Origin of the sequence: Pseudomonas sp. Sample_16, from assembly GCF_004307665.1 — a bacterium.
Classification (GTDB): Bacteria; Pseudomonadota; Gammaproteobacteria; order Pseudomonadales; family Pseudomonadaceae; genus Aquipseudomonas.
The window spans coordinates 1-16,123 of the sequence record NZ_RCOB01000072.1; the positions used below are offsets into that span (position 1 = coordinate 1).

The 16,123-nt window shown below is 56.7% G+C and carries 14 protein-coding genes, 1 tRNA gene and 1 pseudogene; 6 read left to right on the plus strand and 10 right to left on the minus strand.

Annotated elements, in window-relative coordinates; all coding sequences use genetic code 11:
* Both D8U69_RS11155 and D8U69_RS29945 read left to right on the plus strand, forming a co-directional pair.
* Positions 1 to 341 (plus strand): annotated as a pseudogene (locus tag D8U69_RS11155) (SAM-dependent methyltransferase); the annotation flags it as partial.
* Positions 342 to 469: 128 nt separating this feature from the next.
* Positions 470 to 595 (plus strand): hypothetical protein, encoded by a 126-nt coding sequence (locus D8U69_RS29945; protein WP_277751158.1) that lies wholly within the window; start codon positions 470 to 472, stop codon positions 593 to 595.
* A 22-nt stretch (positions 596 to 617) separates the two neighbouring features.
* Here the strand turns inward: D8U69_RS29945 and D8U69_RS11160 are convergent, their stop codons facing one another.
* Both D8U69_RS11160 and D8U69_RS11165 read right to left on the minus strand, forming a co-directional pair.
* Entirely contained in the window at positions 618 to 1,988 is a 1,371-nt protein-coding gene (locus D8U69_RS11160) for a heavy metal sensor histidine kinase (protein WP_130907301.1), read from the minus strand.
* Positions 1,985 to 2,656 carry a heavy metal response regulator transcription factor gene (locus D8U69_RS11165; RefSeq protein WP_056854732.1) on the minus strand — a complete coding sequence of 224 codons (672 nt, stop codon included), beginning with the start codon at positions 2,654 to 2,656 and terminating at the stop codon, positions 1,985 to 1,987. The genes D8U69_RS11160 and D8U69_RS11165 overlap by 4 nt, the downstream gene beginning before the upstream one ends.
* Before the next feature lie 188 nt (positions 2,657 to 2,844).
* Between D8U69_RS11165 and D8U69_RS11170 the strand changes: the two genes are divergently transcribed.
* From D8U69_RS11170 to D8U69_RS11185, 4 genes are all read left to right on the plus strand, one after another.
* Positions 2,845 to 3,306: a heme-binding protein gene (locus tag D8U69_RS11170; RefSeq protein WP_241664272.1), complete on the plus strand. Its 462-nt coding sequence runs from the start codon at positions 2,845 to 2,847 to the stop codon at positions 3,304 to 3,306.
* Between the two features lie 10 nt (positions 3,307 to 3,316).
* A complete protein-coding gene (gene uraH, locus D8U69_RS11175; RefSeq protein WP_056854734.1) occupies positions 3,317 to 3,727 on the plus strand; it encodes a hydroxyisourate hydrolase in 411 nt (136 codons plus the stop codon).
* Between the two features lie 247 nt (positions 3,728 to 3,974).
* Complete coding sequence (locus tag D8U69_RS11180) at positions 3,975 to 5,105, plus strand: nitrilase-related carbon-nitrogen hydrolase (protein WP_056854735.1); 1,131 nt, start codon at positions 3,975 to 3,977, stop codon at positions 5,103 to 5,105.
* Positions 5,106 to 5,108: 3 nt separating this feature from the next.
* The gene (locus D8U69_RS11185) at positions 5,109 to 6,149 is read left to right on the plus strand and encodes an AraC family transcriptional regulator (protein WP_130907302.1); all 1,041 of its coding nucleotides are present in this window, start codon (positions 5,109 to 5,111) and stop codon (positions 6,147 to 6,149) included.
* A gap of 319 nt (positions 6,150 to 6,468) precedes the next feature.
* Here D8U69_RS11185 and D8U69_RS11190 read toward each other — a convergent pair whose 3' ends face one another.
* The 8 genes from D8U69_RS11190 to tig all read right to left on the minus strand — a co-directional run bounded on the left by D8U69_RS11190 (position 6,469) and on the right by tig (position 16,031).
* Positions 6,469 to 7,308: a DUF2242 domain-containing protein gene (locus tag D8U69_RS11190; RefSeq protein ID WP_130904244.1), complete on the minus strand. Its 840-nt coding sequence runs from the start codon at positions 7,306 to 7,308 to the stop codon at positions 6,469 to 6,471.
* A 201-nt stretch (positions 7,309 to 7,509) separates the two neighbouring features.
* Complete coding sequence (locus D8U69_RS11195; RefSeq protein WP_130907303.1) at positions 7,510 to 9,381, minus strand: SurA N-terminal domain-containing protein; 1,872 nt, start codon at positions 9,379 to 9,381, stop codon at positions 7,510 to 7,512.
* Between the two features lie 102 nt (positions 9,382 to 9,483).
* Positions 9,484 to 9,561: transfer RNA gene (locus D8U69_RS11200), tRNA-Leu, on the minus strand.
* 53 nt (positions 9,562 to 9,614) lie between these two features.
* The gene (locus D8U69_RS11205) at positions 9,615 to 9,887 is read right to left on the minus strand and encodes an HU family DNA-binding protein (protein WP_002552737.1); all 273 of its coding nucleotides are present in this window, start codon (positions 9,885 to 9,887) and stop codon (positions 9,615 to 9,617) included.
* A 149-nt stretch (positions 9,888 to 10,036) separates the two neighbouring features.
* Positions 10,037 to 12,433, minus strand: coding sequence for an endopeptidase La (gene lon, locus D8U69_RS11210; RefSeq protein WP_056854739.1), 2,397 nt, complete (start codon positions 12,431 to 12,433; stop codon positions 10,037 to 10,039).
* A 161-nt stretch (positions 12,434 to 12,594) separates the two neighbouring features.
* Complete coding sequence (gene clpX / locus D8U69_RS11215; RefSeq protein WP_046032565.1) at positions 12,595 to 13,878, minus strand: ATP-dependent Clp protease ATP-binding subunit ClpX; 1,284 nt, start codon at positions 13,876 to 13,878, stop codon at positions 12,595 to 12,597.
* Positions 13,879 to 13,991: 113 nt separating this feature from the next.
* Entirely contained in the window at positions 13,992 to 14,627 is a 636-nt protein-coding gene (gene clpP / locus D8U69_RS11220) for an ATP-dependent Clp endopeptidase proteolytic subunit ClpP (protein ID WP_053161532.1), read from the minus strand.
* Between the two features lie 93 nt (positions 14,628 to 14,720).
* Positions 14,721 to 16,031 (minus strand): trigger factor, encoded by a 1,311-nt coding sequence (tig, locus tag D8U69_RS11225; protein ID WP_056854740.1) that lies wholly within the window; start codon positions 16,029 to 16,031, stop codon positions 14,721 to 14,723.
* Between the last annotated feature and the right edge of the window lie 92 nt (positions 16,032 to 16,123).

Below are 16,123 nucleotides of genomic sequence, written 5' to 3' on the forward strand. Positions count from 1 at the left end.
CCCCCGAAGCGCCCGGCCCATTTTCGTTCGGCGACCAGGAGCGGGTGGCACGCATTCTGACATCAGCCGGCTTCACCGATGTCACTATCACGCCCTTCGATGCTTCCATCCCGTTCGGCGAGGGCGAGACGCGGGACGCGGCGATCGACGACGCGGTAAAGATGGCGTTCGAGGGCGGCCCGCTGTCGCTTGTGCTCGCTGATCAACCTGACGACATCCGCGCCCGTGCCTCGACCGCGGTTCGTGCCGCCTTCGCGGGCTTCCCCGGGAAACGGTCTGTGATGATCAACGGCGCGGCGTGGATCGTCATGGCACTCAATCCTGCAGTTAACAGGGATTAAACCGAAAGAAGCCCCGCTCGGTGGATCGAGGCGTCTTTTGCCGATCTGTTTCGTCGACCGGTTGACTCCACAGCCATATGCGGTCATTCGCTACAACACCCATTGTCGGCTAAACATCTCGGATCTATATGGACGCCTTCAACTGGGTCGAAATCCCCAATACACTGGGCACGGTCATGCACGCCGATGGCGAATACCTGGGTTCAAAACCCTACTGCGTCAGTGGCCAGTACATTCAACGCATGTACGACTAAGCTGAATGTCAGCGAAGACCGCTCAAGCGCTTTTCAAGGGAAATTCCAAATGAAAGCTCGTACCCGCTTCAGTGCTTTCAACGGTTACACAACCGCCATGCAGTTGCATGATTGAGCGAACAATGGCCAACCCCAGTCCCCCGGAATCGTCGGGCTGATTACGTGACGGGTCGCATCGATAAAAGCGCTCAAACAATCGTGGAAGATGCTCTGCGGCAATCGGCTCCCCTTGGTTATTCACCGTGATTTTTAGCTTGTGCTCAGAAACCCTGCTGCTGATCGTCACTGCAGACGCAGGATTTGCGTAGCGCAACGCATTGGCCAGCAAGTTAGCCAATGCTCGACGGATCAAGTCTGGATCACCCAGCAACTGATCCCGGGCCAGGTTTAGCAGCTGCACATTTCGCTCTTGGGCCACGCCTTCGAAATACTCACATAGCTGCTCAACCAGATCGTGCAGGTTGATGTGCTCGAATTTAACGCCAGCGTTTGGCTGCTCGGTGCGAGCGAGAAACAGCATGCTGTCGATCATTCGCGCCAGCCTTTCATACTCTTCCTGATTGGAAACCAGCAGATTCTGATAGTCCTCGATAGAGCGACTGCGCCTCAGGGCTTGCTGGGTATGTCCCATCAGGTTGCCAAGCGGGGTTCGCATCTCGTGGGCCAGGTCTTCCGAGAAACGTGAAAGCTGGGCGAATCCATCCTCAAGGCGGGCAAGCATTTGGTTGAGGGCATTACAGAGCACTTTGAGTTCATTCAATTCATTGAACTCATCCAGCCGCAGATGCAAATGCTGCACGTCAATTCCGGCGGCGCGTTTTGCCAGCAGGCGCACGGGGTGCAAGCCTCGTTGACTCACCCACCAGCCGAATGCAAAAGCCAACAGCGCACCGACGGACATGGCCAGCCAGAGCTTGAGTCGATAAGCACCCAGCATCTGGTCGCGCTCACTCAACAACTTGCCAGCGATCAGGGTCAAGCCGCGATCACCCTGCATGACATCCCGCCAGGCAAGCCGCACTGATTCAGGCGCGTGACCGTCACCGAGGCGAGCCTGGGGTGCAGCCGGCAGCGTTGGCAAGGTCATACGCACTGGGTTGATTTCGATCAACACCTTGCCGGTGTCATCGACGATCCATAGCAGATTGTCGTTATTGCCCAACATGTTTTCGTAGAGCTTGGGCCGCCCTCGCAGTTGCTCGATGCTGTCGCTATCGCTGATCAATGCTTGCATGCGCTCCAGCCGCCCCAGCAGGGCCTGGTCATCGCGCCAGGCAATTTCTCGCTGTAACGATTGATAAAGATAAAAACCAAGGGAGCCCAGCAACAGCCCGCTGACCAGTGCGAACATGATCGCCAGACGCAGGCTCAGGGTGCGCGGATACAGATTCAGGATTGCACCTCGAGCATATAACCGATACCACGCACTGTGTGGATCAACTTCAGCGCGTAAGGATCGTCAACCTTGGCTCGCAGTCGACGGATGGCGACATCGACCACATTGGTGTCACTGTCAAAGTTCATCTGCCAGATCTGGGAGGCAATCAGCGAGCGCGACAGGACTTCCCCTTCACGACTGAGCAGCAGATGCAGCAGGGCGAACTCCTTGTTGGTCAGGGTGAGGCGCTCTCCGTTGCGCATGACCTTGCGGCGCAACAAGTCCAGGCTCAGGTCGCCAGCCACAAAATGCTCGACTTCGCGAGGCGGACCACGGCGTAGCAAAGTGCGTACGCGGGCCAACAACTCGGCATAGGAAAAAGGTTTCACCAGATAATCATCGGCCCCCAACTCCAGCCCTTTGACCCGATCATCAACCGAGTCGCGCGCGGTGAGGAACAGCACTGGAGTCTGCCATTTGCGCCGGATGATTTGCAGTAATTGCCAGCCATCCAGCCCTGGCAGCATGACATCCAGAATGATCAGGTCGAACTCACTCTCCTGCGCCAAATGCTGGCCGTCCAGCCCGTCAAGAGCGATCTCTACCGCATAGCCTGATTCAGTCAGGGCTTTGCGCAGGTAATCCGCCATTTTCGTTTCATCTTCAACCACCAGGATACGCATTTTTTCCTCCAAAACTGGAGCACAGGCTAGCCCGCTTCGCTGAATTCTCACATTACATATTGGTAATCCGCAGGCAATCATTCTGACGGGGTGCACTGGTCATGATGTCTGGCAATGACTCAAACAGACTCAGCCAAGGAAACCGCATGCCTACAAGCCTATCGACTTCATTGCTGCTCACACTCGCAATGAGCTCTGCGTTCGCCGTTGCAGCCCCGGATCAGGTTGCGCAGCGCAAGGACGTGTCACTTGCAATGGCCAACGATTTGCTTAATGCCGCGCTGACGGCTTGCCACGCCGAGGGGCGCACAGCCGTTGCCGCCGTTGTTGACCGTGGCGGCAATCTGGTTGCCGTGCAACGCGATGACAATGTTGGCCCGCACAACACGTCAGCCGCGCAACGCAAAGCCTATACCGCGCTGTCGACCAAGACACCGACGCGGTTGTTAACCGAACGCGCTCGCGCTAATCCAGATGCACAAAACCTCAACACCCTTGATGAGCTGTTGCTGCTCGGCGGAGGCGTGCCATTGCAATTCGATGGTGAGGTCATCGGCGCCATCGGAGTGGCCGGTGCGGGTGGCGCTGCAAACGATGAAGGTTGTGCAGTGGTTGCTATCAACAAAGTTTTACCTGCCGTTAAAAACTAAGGACATCACCATGACTGTATTGAAAAGTTTCTTCGTTGGCGCTGTATTGAGTGCCCTTTCAACCCTGGCGGCAGCGGCAGCCAATCCATTGAGCGTGCATGTACTCAACTTGCAGGATGGCCTCCCCTCCCCTGGAGTGAATGTCACTTTGGAAAAACAGGATGGAAAAACCTGGGACCTGCTCAACAGCGCGGCAACCAATGAGCAAGGCCGCATCACCGGGCTGTATCCGCAAGGTCGGGGTCTGGAGAAAGGAACTTACCGTGTCACCTTCAAGACCGGTGAGTGGTTCAAGGCACATAAGACGTCCAGTTTCTTTCCGGAAGTACCCGTCATTTTCGAGGTGGACGGCACCGTCCCGCACTACCACATCCCATTGCTGCTCAGCCCCTATGGCTTCTCCACCTACCGTGGGAATTGATGAATAAGCGATACTCAAGCGATTTCATTGCGCACCGATACATCACAACGCCGCCCTAAGGGGCGGCGTTGCCGTTTTGTCTTTGGCATTGAAACCTGTGCGATGACCGAGTGCACAACTTGGGGCAACTGGCAGGGAAATATCCCTGATTGTCTGGATTTTTTTACCAACCCATTGATTTGCCGTAGCCTTCGATACTATCCATACTGAAAAACCATGCCCTTATACGGCCGTTGACTGTTCCCCCATGCGCAAACTTCTGTACCTGACTTTATCCATGGCGCTGGTCGCCGCCCTCACAACCTACGCCATGTGGGCCGCCGATCGCCCGATGGGCCATTACCTCTCGGACCTGCGCATCGATCTCGCTGTCGATCAGGGCCAGCCCGCTGATCGGGGCAACTTGCTGGGTATCCAGCCCGAGCTGTTTCCAACCGACTATCAAAGCCCGGAACGCTTGCACCGCAAGCTCGCCGCTTACCTGCAAAAGGCTCGGGATCAAGGTTTGTTGAATGCGAAAACCATTGTCGTGCTGCCGGAGCATATCGGCACGTGGCTGATGGTCAGCGGCGAAAAGGATGAGTTGTACCAGGCCACCACACTCAAGGAGGCCATGAACTGGCTGGCCGTGAGCAATCCGTTGAAGTTCGTCCGGGCACTGATCGGCGCCGAGGGTAGCAGCCGTCTGGACGATGCTCACTTGCGGATGAAAGCCAAAGGGATGGCCAAGGACTATCAGGCGCTGTTCGGCGGGCTGGCGAAAGAATTCGACGTGACACTGGTGGCTGGCTCCATCGTGTTGCCCGAGCCCAGCGTCATCGACGGCACACTGAAAATCGGTCGCGGCGCGCTGTATAACAGCAGTGTGGTATTCAGCCGCGAGGGTTTGCCCATCGGTCAGCCGCAGCGACAGATGCATCCGGTGTTTGAACAGCGGGATGCGATCAAGGCCAATGGCGAACATGCGCTCAATGTCGTCGACACCCCGGCCGGGCGTCTGGGCGTGCTGATCGGCAGCGACAGCTGGTACCCGGACAACTACCGCAAGCTCGACGCTGAACGGGCACAACTCGTCGCGGTCCCGGCGTTCGTTGGCGGCCGGGGCACCTGGGATCAACCATGGCGCGGCTACAAAGGTTCATCGACACCCGGCTCTGTCAGCCTCAAGCCCGGGGAGCTCAGCGAAGGCCAAGCGTGGCACCATTTGACCCTGACCACTCAAGCGCCCTCCAGCCAGGCTATCGCCGGCATGAGCGTGTTCTTGCGCGGCCAGTTCTGGGATCAGCCCAGCGCCGGGCAAAGTTTTCTCAGCCGCAACGGCCAACACTTTGCCGATGACAATGCCCGCGGCGCGCGTTTGTTGAACCTGTGGTTGTAAGCCATGAAACCATTGCCGATGCGTCTCGGCGATTTATCGGTGGGCTTCGTTCATAGCCTGGCGGACGCCGTGCGCAGCTTCGATGCGGACCCCCAGCCCCTGCTCGAGCAATACGGCCTGGACACGGCCCGCCTCAGCGAAGCGGGTGCGCGCCTTTCGATTCCGCGCTACATGCGTCTGGGACATGGTGCGATTCAGTTGACCGGCAACCCGGCGCTCGGCTTGCGCATGGGCCAACTCAGCCGCCTCAGCCAAGCGGGCCTGGCGGGCATCACGGCAGCCCAGGCACCCACGGTACGCGAGGCGGCGCGCTGCCTGATTCGCTTCGAAGCCTTGTATGGGTCCAACTATCGCGGCCATTCAAGCTTTCACGAAGACCCGCAGGGAGCCTGGCTGCGCTTTTACTCCATCAGCCCTTACAACAGCTACAACCGTTTCGTAGTGGATTCTATCCTCGCGGGCTGGTTGCAGCAGTTGTCCAGTGTGAGCCCTGCCCCACTGAGCGCCGAACGCATCGACATCGAATTCGAAGCACCCGACTACAGCGCCGCCTACGACGCGCTGGGCGACTGCACAATTCAATTTGGTGCCGAACACAATCAATTGCGCCTGAGCCTGGCCAGCCTCGCCCAACGCAATCCAGAGCACTGCCCGAGCACTTGGCGCCTCTTGCTGAGCTTGTGTGAACGGGAACTGGAGCAGCTGACACGCACCCGCAGCCTGCGTGAACGCATCACTCAGTTACTGGGGCCATTGCTCAATGGTGGCCGGGAACCCGACCTGGAAGAAGTGGCGGCACGCCTGAAGCTGCCCACCTGGACCTTGCGCCGCAAACTCGCCGAAGAAGGCACGCAATTTCGTGCAATCCTCAACGATACCCGTCGCGACCTGGCCATGACTTACATTCGCGATACCGAATTGGCGTTCGGCGAAATCGCCTACCTGCTGGGCTTTGCCTCAGCCGAAGCGTTTCAACGCGCGTTCAAACGCTGGACCAGCCAGACTCCCGGCGAGTTTCGCCGCAGCCACAGACAATCTGCTTAAAGCAGCAAGCCTTGACGGCTTAAAGCTCGGTAGCGTCTTCGGCAGGTTCCAGTGGGTCCAGTTCAAACGCCTGATACTCGAGCAGCTCTTCTTGATAATCGTCCATTTTCGAATCCCCCACAGCTTGTTGAAATTGCGTCTGACCCAGTGATCAGCGACTCCGAGGGTAAGGTGCCCGTGTGAAAGAAAAATGACGCGGGCACAACTCTGCGTCGCCTCTGAATAAAACGTAGCAGGGCATCAGGAATTTATCAGCGGCTTTTTTAATTCAGGCCGCCGAACGGCGGCCTGGCTTGATCTGTATCAATGTTTGCAAATGTTACTGGCCAGTAACCGGCATCGCCTGAATCGGCTCACTTGGCGCAGGCAAATCGCTGGGGTTGGCAGGCGGCGTGATGGTTTGCGCCTCAGGGGCGGGTTCCGAAGCCGGGGCGGTGGTGATCGGTGCGGCCTCAGGCGGCGGTGCTACCGGTTCAGAAGCGGCTGGCGCCACTTCAGCGGCCTTGGGTGCCTCGGCCGCGGGTGCAGGCGCTGCGGCGGCTTCCGGGGCCAATGATGCCGGTACAGCCTTGGGCTCAGGAACGCCCAGATCGGTTTTCGGTTTCTCGGTAATGTGCGCCGCTTCCTTTACTTCCTTGGGCAGGAACAGCTCGACCAAGGCAAAGAAACGCTCGTAGAACTTGGCGGAAGTCACGGTTTCGCTCGCGACCTTGACCATCGAGTCGTCCGACGAACCGATCGGCATCGACACCGACCCCAGCACGCCGACACCAAGACTGGCGGAGTTGTTGGTTTTCTTCAGTGCGTACTGGTCTTGCAAGGCGTTGGCGAACACCGTGGCGTGATGCCCGGCGCTACCATCTTCGGCACAGACCACACTGAAACTGATTTCCATGTGGGTCTCGCCGGTCTGCTGGAAGCTCTTGTGCCCGCTGACCAATTTCGGATCGCTGCTGGTGATGATGTAACCCTGGCTGAGCAAAGCCCGACGAGCGGCTTCACAAGACGCAGAATCGGTCACCGGATAGTTGCGGGAAAATGTTCCGGAGTCGTCGAAATTCTCATGCTCATAGATGGCGGTCTTCTTCGACGAACAACCGGCAGCAGTGGCCAGCAGCAACGCCAGCCCGACAACCCGCATGGGAAATGATTTAAACATTGAACATCCTGAGAAAAACGGTTCGGGGCGTATTGTGCAACAGATCGATGCTTAGCGGCGCAACGATTGTGTCTTAAAACAGTTACAGGTGTGTTGACTCCGATATTTGGCAAACGTCCCGCGCGTTCGTCGTTGCAGATGTAACAAAAAACCCCGACCTTTTGGGGCCGGGGTTTTTGTGAGACTCAACTCAAACCTGGATCAAAAACGCTTGATCTCGGCCTGGCTTTCCAGCTGCTTGCGATAAGCCGCGAAGTCTTGCTGGCCTACACGCGACGCGAGGAAGCGACGGTATTGAGCCTTCTCTTCTTCGGTAGGTGCTGCTGCTTCATTCACGCCATTGAGGCGTACGATCACCAGGCTGCCATCAGGCAGGGTCACGCTGCTGAACGTCGGCTTGTCCTTGCTGGCAGGCTTGGGCATGCGGAACAGCGCTTGCAACACAGTAGGGTCTACCCCTTCCTGAGCGCGGGTCGCCGCTTCAGTCACTTTCCAGGTCTGACCATCGATCGCCTTGTCCAGCGCAGTCTTGCCATCGCGCAGACTGACAATCAACTCCTCAGCCTTGGTCTTGGCAGCAGCACTGGCGTGTTCTTTGGTCAATTGCACTCGAATGGCAGCTGACACTTTTTCCAGCGGCAGTTGCGCAGGCTTGAGGTGTTCCTTGGCACGCAGCACGATTACGGTTTCCGGATCGAGCTCGATGGCGGTGCTGTTCGCACCCTCATCCAACACTTCGGGGCTGAACGCAGCTGTGACTACGGCACGGTTGGCCGCAATGCCTTCACCACCTTCACGGCCGAACGGCGCGGAGGTGTGAACGGTCAACTTCAAGTCCTGCGCTGGCTGGGCCAGATCGGAAGCCTCGAACGAAGCGTCTTCCAGTTGCTTGGTCGCCTCGACGAAACGCTGCTCAACCTGCGCGGCCTTCAGCTCACGGGTCAGCTTGTCTTTCAGGCTGGCGAGCGTCGGCACTTCAGGCGCTTCCACACCCAGCAGCTTGATCAGGTGAAAGCCGAAGTCGGTACGAACCGGCTCGGAAACCTGGTCCTTGTTCAACGAGTACAACGCTTTTTCGAATACAGGATCGTAAACGCCAGGACCGGCATAACCCAGATCACCGCCGTTATTTGCCGAACCAGGATCCTGCGAGAACTCCTTGGCCAGCGCTTCGAACTTCTCACCCTTGTTCAGGCGTGCCTGGATCTCGTCAATCCTGGTTTTGGCCTGAGCTTCGGTAGTCTTGTCGTTCACTTCGATCAGAATGTGCGCAGCCCGGCGTTGCTCGGACAGGTTCGCGATTTCTTTCTGATACGCCACTTGCAGGTCTTCGTCCTTGACGCTGACCTGATCAAAGAAAGAAGCCTTCTTCAACTCCAGGTAATCGATGATCACCTGATCCGGCGTCATGAATTCCTTGGCGTGTTCGTCGTAATACGCTTTGACTTCGTCGTCAGTCAGCTTCACCGCTGCCGGGTCGGCCTTGATGTTCAGGGAAGCGAAATCGCGGGTCTGTTTTTCCAGACGGGCGAAGGCCATTACCTGTGCATCCGTGACGAAACCACTGCCCGCCACACCGGCGCGCAACTGACCGATCAGCATTTCCTGAGTCAGCATCTGGCGGAATTGCATACGGCTGTAGCCCAGTTGGCGAATGACCTGATCGAAGCGCTCTGGACTGAACTTGCCATCCACCTGGAATTCAGGGGTTTGCAGGATGACCTGATCCAGGGCCGCTTCGGAGAAAGCGAACTTGGAGCTTTCTGCGCCTTGCAGCAGCAGTTTGCGATCGATCAAGCCTTTGAGAGCCGATTCGCGCAGCATTTTTTCGTCGAGCAAGGAAGCGTCGAAATCCTTGCCCAGCTGTTGCATGAGCTGACGGCGTTGCATATCGACCGCCTGACTCAGCTCGTTCTGGCTGATTTCTTCGCCGTTGACCTTCGCCGCTTCATTCTTGTTGGTCGTGGCCTGAAAAATGGCGTCGAAACCGGTCAAAGCCATCAGTGCAACGATGACCCCGATAATGGTCTTGGCAATCCAGCCTTGTGAATTGTCCCTGATATTCTGCAGCATGCGTCCCCCATAAACGGTTGAACTTCAAAATTAGGCAACCGTGGAGCGTGGGTAGAATCCGGATAGAAGAAAGGCGCATCCGAGGATGCGCCTTCTCGTAACTGGCGGAGCGGACCGATGACTCGAACTGGCGAGCCTCGGTGTCTCGGACCGGCGACCTGCCGACTGGACTACCGCTCCGCTGCCAGGTCAGGCTTGACCCCGACCCGGATAGGCAAAAACCTGAATCAAACTTAGTTGACAGCTTCTTTCAGTGCTTTACCGGCTTTGAAGCCTGGTTTTTTGGCTGCTGCGATTTCCAGTGTCTTACCGGTCTGTGGGTTACGACCAATGCGAGCTGGACGATCAGTTACGGAGAAGGTACCGAAACCAACCAGAACAACAGAGTCGCCAGCCTTGAGAGCGCCAGTGACGGATTCGATTACAGCGTCCAGCGCACGGCCAGCAGCAGCTTTCGGGATATCAGCGGATGCAGCGATAGCATCAATCAGTTCCGACTTGTTCACTCTAAGTCCCCTTATATCTATTTGAGTATGATTCTAAGTTTTTTTGGTGAAAGCAAAAACGAGTGCTGAATGGCCTACAGACACTTAAGAGCCGCTTTATAACAAGGGCTCTAAAAAGCTGTCAAGGAAGCCCCCCAGGCAAATACGTACTAATGCGTGCTAATTCTTTCCTTGGAATCGGACTCGCGTTTTTCATCCTTCGCGACAATCTCCGGAGCCACATCCGGCAAGGGCTCCGGCGCGTATTGCAGCGCAATTTGCAGGACCTCGTCAATCCATTTAACCGGTTTAATCTGTAGATCCTGCTTGATATTGTCAGGAATTTCCTTCAGATCGCGAACATTCTCTTCCGGAATGATCACTGTCTTGATTCCGCCGCGGTGAGCGGCGAGCAGTTTTTCCTTCAAACCACCGATCGCCAACACTTGCCCGCGCAAGGTGATCTCACCGGTCATGGCCACGTCCGCGCGCACAGGAATGCCGGTCAATGCCGATACCAGCGCCGTGCACATGCCTACACCGGCACTAGGACCGTCTTTAGGCGTAGCCCCTTCCGGCATGTGGATGTGAGTGTCGCGCTTCTCGTGGAAGTCCAGGGGAATGCCCAGGCTCTTGGCACGGCTACGCACGACCGTCAGGGCCGCAGTGATCGATTCGACCATTACGTCACCCAACGATCCGGTTTTGATCAACTGCCCTTTGCCCGGCACGACAGCAGCTTCGATGGTCAACAACTCGCCACCCACCTGGGTCCACGCCAACCCGGTCACTTGACCGATCTGATCCTGTTGCTCTGCCAGGCCGTAACGGAATTTCCGTACGCCGAGGAAGTGCTCCAGATCGTCGGCAGTAACCTTCACCGAGAAGCGTTTTTCCAGCGCATGCTCTTTGACCGCCTTGCGGCAGACTTTGGCAATCTGACGTTCCAGCCCACGCACACCGGCTTCGCGAGTGTAGTAACGAATGATGTCGCGGATCGCTTCGGCGTCAAATTCCAGCTCGCCTTTCTTCAAACCGTTGGCAGTGATCTGCTTCGGCGAAAGATACTTGACGGCGATGTTGATTTTCTCGTCTTCGGTGTAGCCCGGCAGACGGATCACCTCCATCCGGTCCAGCAGTGCCGGCGGAATGTTCATCGAGTTCGAGGTGCACAGGAACATCACATCGGACAGGTCGTAGTCGACTTCCAGATAGTGATCGTTGAAGTTGTGGTTCTGCTCCGGATCGAGCACTTCCAGCAACGCCGATGCCGGGTCGCCACGCATGTCGCTGCCCATCTTGTCGATCTCGTCGAGCAAGAACAACGGGTTGCGAACGCCGACTTTCGTCATCTTTTGAATCAATCTTCCTGGCATCGAACCGATGTAAGTCCGGCGATGACCACGAATTTCCGCTTCATCGCGTACACCGCCGAGGGCCATGCGCACGAATTTGCGGTTGGTGGCGTGTGCGATCGACTCCGCCAGCGAGGTTTTACCCACGCCTGGAGGGCCGACCAGGCACAACACCGGACCCCGAATCTTCTTCACCCGCTTTTGTACGGCGAGGTATTCGAGGATGCGTTCTTTGACCTCTTCCAGACCGTAATGGTCGGCATCCAGAATGTCTTCTGCACGCGCCAGGTCCAGTCGAACCTTGCTCTGCGCCTTCCACGGCACCTGAACCAGCCAGTCGATGTACGAACGAACCACGGTCGCTTCCGCGGACATTGGCGACATCTGCTTGAGTTTGTTCAGTTCGGCCGTGGCCTTGGCCAGTGCGTCCTTTGGCAAGCCGGCGGCATCGATGCGCTTTTTCAGCTCTTCGACTTCGTTGTGGCCTTCGTCGCTGTCGCCGAGTTCTTTCTGAATGGCCTTCATCTGCTCGTTCAGGTAGTACTCGCGCTGACTGCGCTCCATTTGCTTTTTGACGCGACCACGAATGCGTTTTTCGACTTGCAGCAGGTCGATCTCGGCATCCAGCAACGCCAGAACGTGCTCGACCCGGGCCGACAGATCAATGATTTCGAGAATTTCCTGCTTCTGCTCGATTTTCAGCGCCATGTGCGCGGCCATGGTGTCGACCAGGCGCCCGGGCTCGTCGATGCTGTTGAGCGACGACAGGACTTCAGCCGGGACTTTCTTGCCCAACTGCACATATTGTTCGAACTGCGACAGCAAGCTGCGGACAAACACTTCCGACTCGCGCTCTGGCGCGTCAACTTCGTCGATCAGCGAGACCTCGGCACGGCAATGGCCGTCCACTTCGCTGAAGCGCTCCACAGCGCCCCGCTGCTCGCCTTCGACCAGAACCTTGACAGTGCCGTCAGGCAGCTTGAGCAGCTGCAGGACGGTAGCAATCGTACCCACGCGATAAAGCGCGTCTTCACCGGGATCGTCGTCAGCAGGGTTTCTCTGAGCCAGCAGAAGGATCTGCTTGTCGCCCGTCATCGCGGCCTCGAGGGCTTCGATGGATTTCTCGCGCCCCACGAACAGCGGGATAACCATGTGCGGATACACAACGACATCACGCAATGGCAGGAGAGGCAATTCGATGGTTGTCTTCATGATTTCGCCTCTACGGCGGCCATAAGGCCGGAAACAGATGGAAGTAAGCTTGAAACCAAGATGGGGGCAGCCTTGAAAAAAAACAAGCACAAAGACCGTGTAATAACATGCAAAAAGCAAAGGGGCCCGAAGGCCCCTTCTTTGTACCGGCTGCGTGACGCTTAGGCGTCTGGCGCGGCCTTGGCAGCAGGCTCACTGTTTTCATAGATATACAGTGGCTTGGACTTGCCTTCTATAACGCTTTCATCGATCACTACTTTACTCACCTCGGACTGCGAGGGGATTTCATACATAGTGTCGAGCAACACACCTTCGAGAATCGAGCGCAAACCACGAGCGCCGGTCTTGCGTTCCAGTGCGCGCTTGGCAACAGACTTCAGCGCGTCGGTACGGAACTCCAGGTCTACACCTTCCATCTCGAACAGCTTGGCGTATTGCTTGGTCAGAGCGTTCTTCGGCTCGGTGAGGATCTGCATCAACGCAGCCTCATCCAGCTCATCCAGCGTAGCGAGAACCGGCAGACGACCGACGAACTCCGGGATCAGGCCGAACTTGACCAGATCGTCAGGCTCGACTTCACGCAGGGATTCACCAACCTTCTTGCCTTCTTCCTTGCTGCGCACTTCGGCGTTGAAACCGATGCCGCCCTTGGTGGAACGGTTTTGAATAACCTTTTCCAGACCGGAGAACGCACCACCGCAGATGAACAGGATGTTACGAGTGTCAACCTGCAGGAATTCCTGCTGCGGATGCTTGCGACCACCTTGCGGCGGAACGGAAGCGACCGTGCCTTCGATCAACTTGAGCAGGGCCTGCTGCACGCCTTCACCGGAAACGTCCCGGGTGATCGACGGGTTGTCAGACTTGCGCGAGATCTTGTCGATTTCGTCGATGTAGACAATGCCCATCTGGGCCTTTTCCACGTCGTAATCGCACTTCTGCAACAGCTTCTGAATGATGTTCTCGACATCTTCACCCACGTAACCCGCCTCGGTGAGGGTGGTTGCGTCGGCGATGGTGAACGGAACGTTCAGCAAGCGGGCCAGTGTTTCGGCAAGCAGGGTTTTACCCGAGCCTGTCGGGCCGATCAGCAAAATGTTGCTTTTGCCAAGTTCGACGTCGTCATTCTTTTTGTCACGCTGATTCAGGCGCTTGTAGTGGTTGTACACCGCTACGGCCAGAACCTTTTTCGCACGCTCCTGACCAATCACATACTGATCAAGGATGCCGCTGATTTCTTTAGGCGAAGGCAATTTATGCGCGCTGCTTTCGGCCTGTGCTTCCTGCACCTCCTCGCGGATGATGTCATTGCACAGGTCGACGCACTCGTCGCAGATAAAGACCGAGGGGCCGGCAATCAATTTGCGCACTTCATGCTGGCTTTTGCCACAGAAGGAGCAATAGAGCAGCTTGCCGTTGTCCTCGCCGTTGCGGGTGTCAGTCATTCGTTCGATCCAAATCCGATAGGCTTGCAACACAAGATGAAGGCTATTGCGGGCTTTTTCAAGCCCGCCGCTGATCAGACGCGCCGACCAAGCCTATTTTGAGCTGCTTATTTTTAAGCTGGGCGCTGGTTGATCACTTCATCGATCAAACCGTATTCCTTCGCAGCTTCTGCACTCATGAAGTTGTCGCGGTTGGTATCGCGCTCGATTTCTTCCAGAGTGCGACCGCTATGCTTGGCCATCAGCGTGTTCAGACGCTCGCGGATGAAGAGGATTTCCTTGGCATGGATTTCGATATCCGAAGCCTGGCCCTGGAAACCGCCCAGTGGCTGGTGAATCATCACACGCGAGTTCGGCAGGCAGTAACGCTTGCCTGGTGCACCGGCCGTCAGCAGGAACGCGCCCATACTGCACGCTTGACCGATACAGGTGGTCGATACGTTGGGTTTGATGAACTGCATGGTGTCGTAGATCGACATGCCCGCTGTCACCGAACCGCCCGGGGAGTTGATATAGAGATGGATGTCCTTGTCCGGGTTTTCCGCTTCAAGGAACAGCAGTTGCGCACAGATCAGGTTGGCCATGTAGTCCTCTACCGGGCCAACCAGAAAGATCACTCGCTCCTTGAGGAGGCGCGAGTAGATGTCGTAGGCGCGCTCGCCACGAGCGGACTGCTCGACAACCATCGGGACCAGACCGCCTGCGGCCTGGATATCAGAGTTCTGCTGAATATACGAATTACGGAACATGCTCTGCAGTCACTCCCAAATAGTTATGTCTTGAATACGCATAAGCCAGCTCGAGAGCTGGCTTATGGTGTGTGCTTCTTAGCGCAAAAACAATCAGTCGGCTTGTGGAGCTTCTACCGGCTTGACAGCTTCTTCGTAAGAGACCGATTTGTCGGTCACGCTAGCTTTCTGCAGAACAGTATCCACAACTTGCTCTTCCAGCACAACCGAACGAACTTCGTTCAGTTGCTGGTCGTTCTTGTAGTACCAGGACACAACTTGCTCAGGCTCCTGGTAAGCAGAAGCCATCTCCTGAATCATCTCGCGAACGCGAGCTTCGTCAGGCTTGAGGTCGAATTGCTTGACCACTTCAGCCACGATCAGACCCAGCACCACACGGCGCTTGGCTTGTTCTTCGAACAGCTCGGCAGGCAGTTGGTCAGGCTTGATGTTGCCGCCGAACTGCTGAACAGCCTGCACGCGCAGACGGTCAACTTCGTTGGACAGCAGAGCCTTCGGCACTTCGATCGGGTTGGTGGCCAGCAGACCATCCATTACCTGATTCTTGACCTTGGATTTGATCGCCTGACGCAGCTCACGCTCCATGTTCTTGCGAACTTCGGCGCGGAAGCCTTCCAGACCGGTTTCCTTGATGCCGAATTGAGCGAAGAACTCTTCGGTCAGCTCTGGCAGTTTTGGCTCGGAAACAGTGTTCACGGTCACGGTGAACTCAGCGGCTTTGCCAGCTAGGTCGAGGTTCTGGTAATCCTCAGGGAAGGTCAGGTTCAGAACACGCTCTTCGCCAGCTTTAGCGCCAACCAGGCCGTCTTCGAAGCCAGGGATCATGCGGCCGGAACCCAGCACCAGCTGAGTACCTTTGGCGGAACCGCCAGCGAACACTTCACCGTCGACCTTGCCAACGAAATCGATGTTCAGCTGGTCTTCGTTCTGGGCAGCACGATCGGCCACTTCGAAACGGGTGTTCTGCTTGCGCAGGATGTCCAGCATCTTGTCCAGATCGGCATCAGCCACGTCAGCGCTCAGGCGCTCTACGGTGATACCTTCGAAACCGGCAACGGTGAACTCAGGGAACACTTCGAAAACTGCGACGTATTCCAGGTCCTTGCCCGCTTCCAGGGATTTCGGCTCGATCGAAGGCGAACCCGCCGGGTTCAGCTTTTGCTCGACAACAGCCTCGTAGAAGGAAGACTGGATGACGTCGCCTACAGCTTCCTGGCGAGCTTCGGCGCCAAAACGACGCTTGATTTCGCTCATTGGCACTTTGCCTGGACGGAAGCCAGCAATCTTGGCCTTTTGGGCAGTCTGCTGCAGACGCTTGTTGACCTGAGTCTCGATGCGCTCAGCCGGCACGGTGATGCTCATGCGGCGCTCAAGAGCAGAAGTATTTTCAACAGAAACTTGCATGGATATTCCTCGTTGCACAGACGTTAGCCGGCCGTTTCCGACCCCAGAATCAAGGGCATGCATTCTAGTGGGTCAAACTCAAGAAGTCACCC

Coding starts and splice junctions, on each gene's coding strand:
- D8U69_RS29945 (WP_277751158.1), top strand. CDS start 470: ATGGACGCCTTCAACTGGGTCGAAATCCCCAATACACTGGGCACGGTC.
- D8U69_RS11165 (WP_056854732.1), bottom strand. CDS start 2,656: ATGCGTATCCTGGTGGTTGAAGATGAAACGAAAATGGCGGATTACCTG.
- D8U69_RS11170 (WP_241664272.1), top strand. CDS start 2,845: ATGAGCTCTGCGTTCGCCGTTGCAGCCCCGGATCAGGTTGCGCAGCGC.
- uraH (WP_056854734.1), top strand. CDS start 3,317: ATGACTGTATTGAAAAGTTTCTTCGTTGGCGCTGTATTGAGTGCCCTT.
- D8U69_RS11180 (WP_056854735.1), top strand. CDS start 3,975: ATGCGCAAACTTCTGTACCTGACTTTATCCATGGCGCTGGTCGCCGCC.
- D8U69_RS11185 (WP_130907302.1), top strand. CDS start 5,109: ATGAAACCATTGCCGATGCGTCTCGGCGATTTATCGGTGGGCTTCGTT.
- D8U69_RS11190 (WP_130904244.1), bottom strand. CDS start 7,308: ATGTTTAAATCATTTCCCATGCGGGTTGTCGGGCTGGCGTTGCTGCTG.
- D8U69_RS11195 (WP_130907303.1), bottom strand. CDS start 9,381: ATGCTGCAGAATATCAGGGACAATTCACAAGGCTGGATTGCCAAGACC.
- lon (WP_056854739.1), bottom strand. CDS start 12,433: ATGAAGACAACCATCGAATTGCCTCTCCTGCCATTGCGTGATGTCGTT.
- clpX (WP_046032565.1), bottom strand. CDS start 13,878: ATGACTGACACCCGCAACGGCGAGGACAACGGCAAGCTGCTCTATTGC.
- clpP (WP_053161532.1), bottom strand. CDS start 14,627: ATGTTCCGTAATTCGTATATTCAGCAGAACTCTGATATCCAGGCCGCA.
- tig (WP_056854740.1), bottom strand. CDS start 16,031: ATGCAAGTTTCTGTTGAAAATACTTCTGCTCTTGAGCGCCGCATGAGC.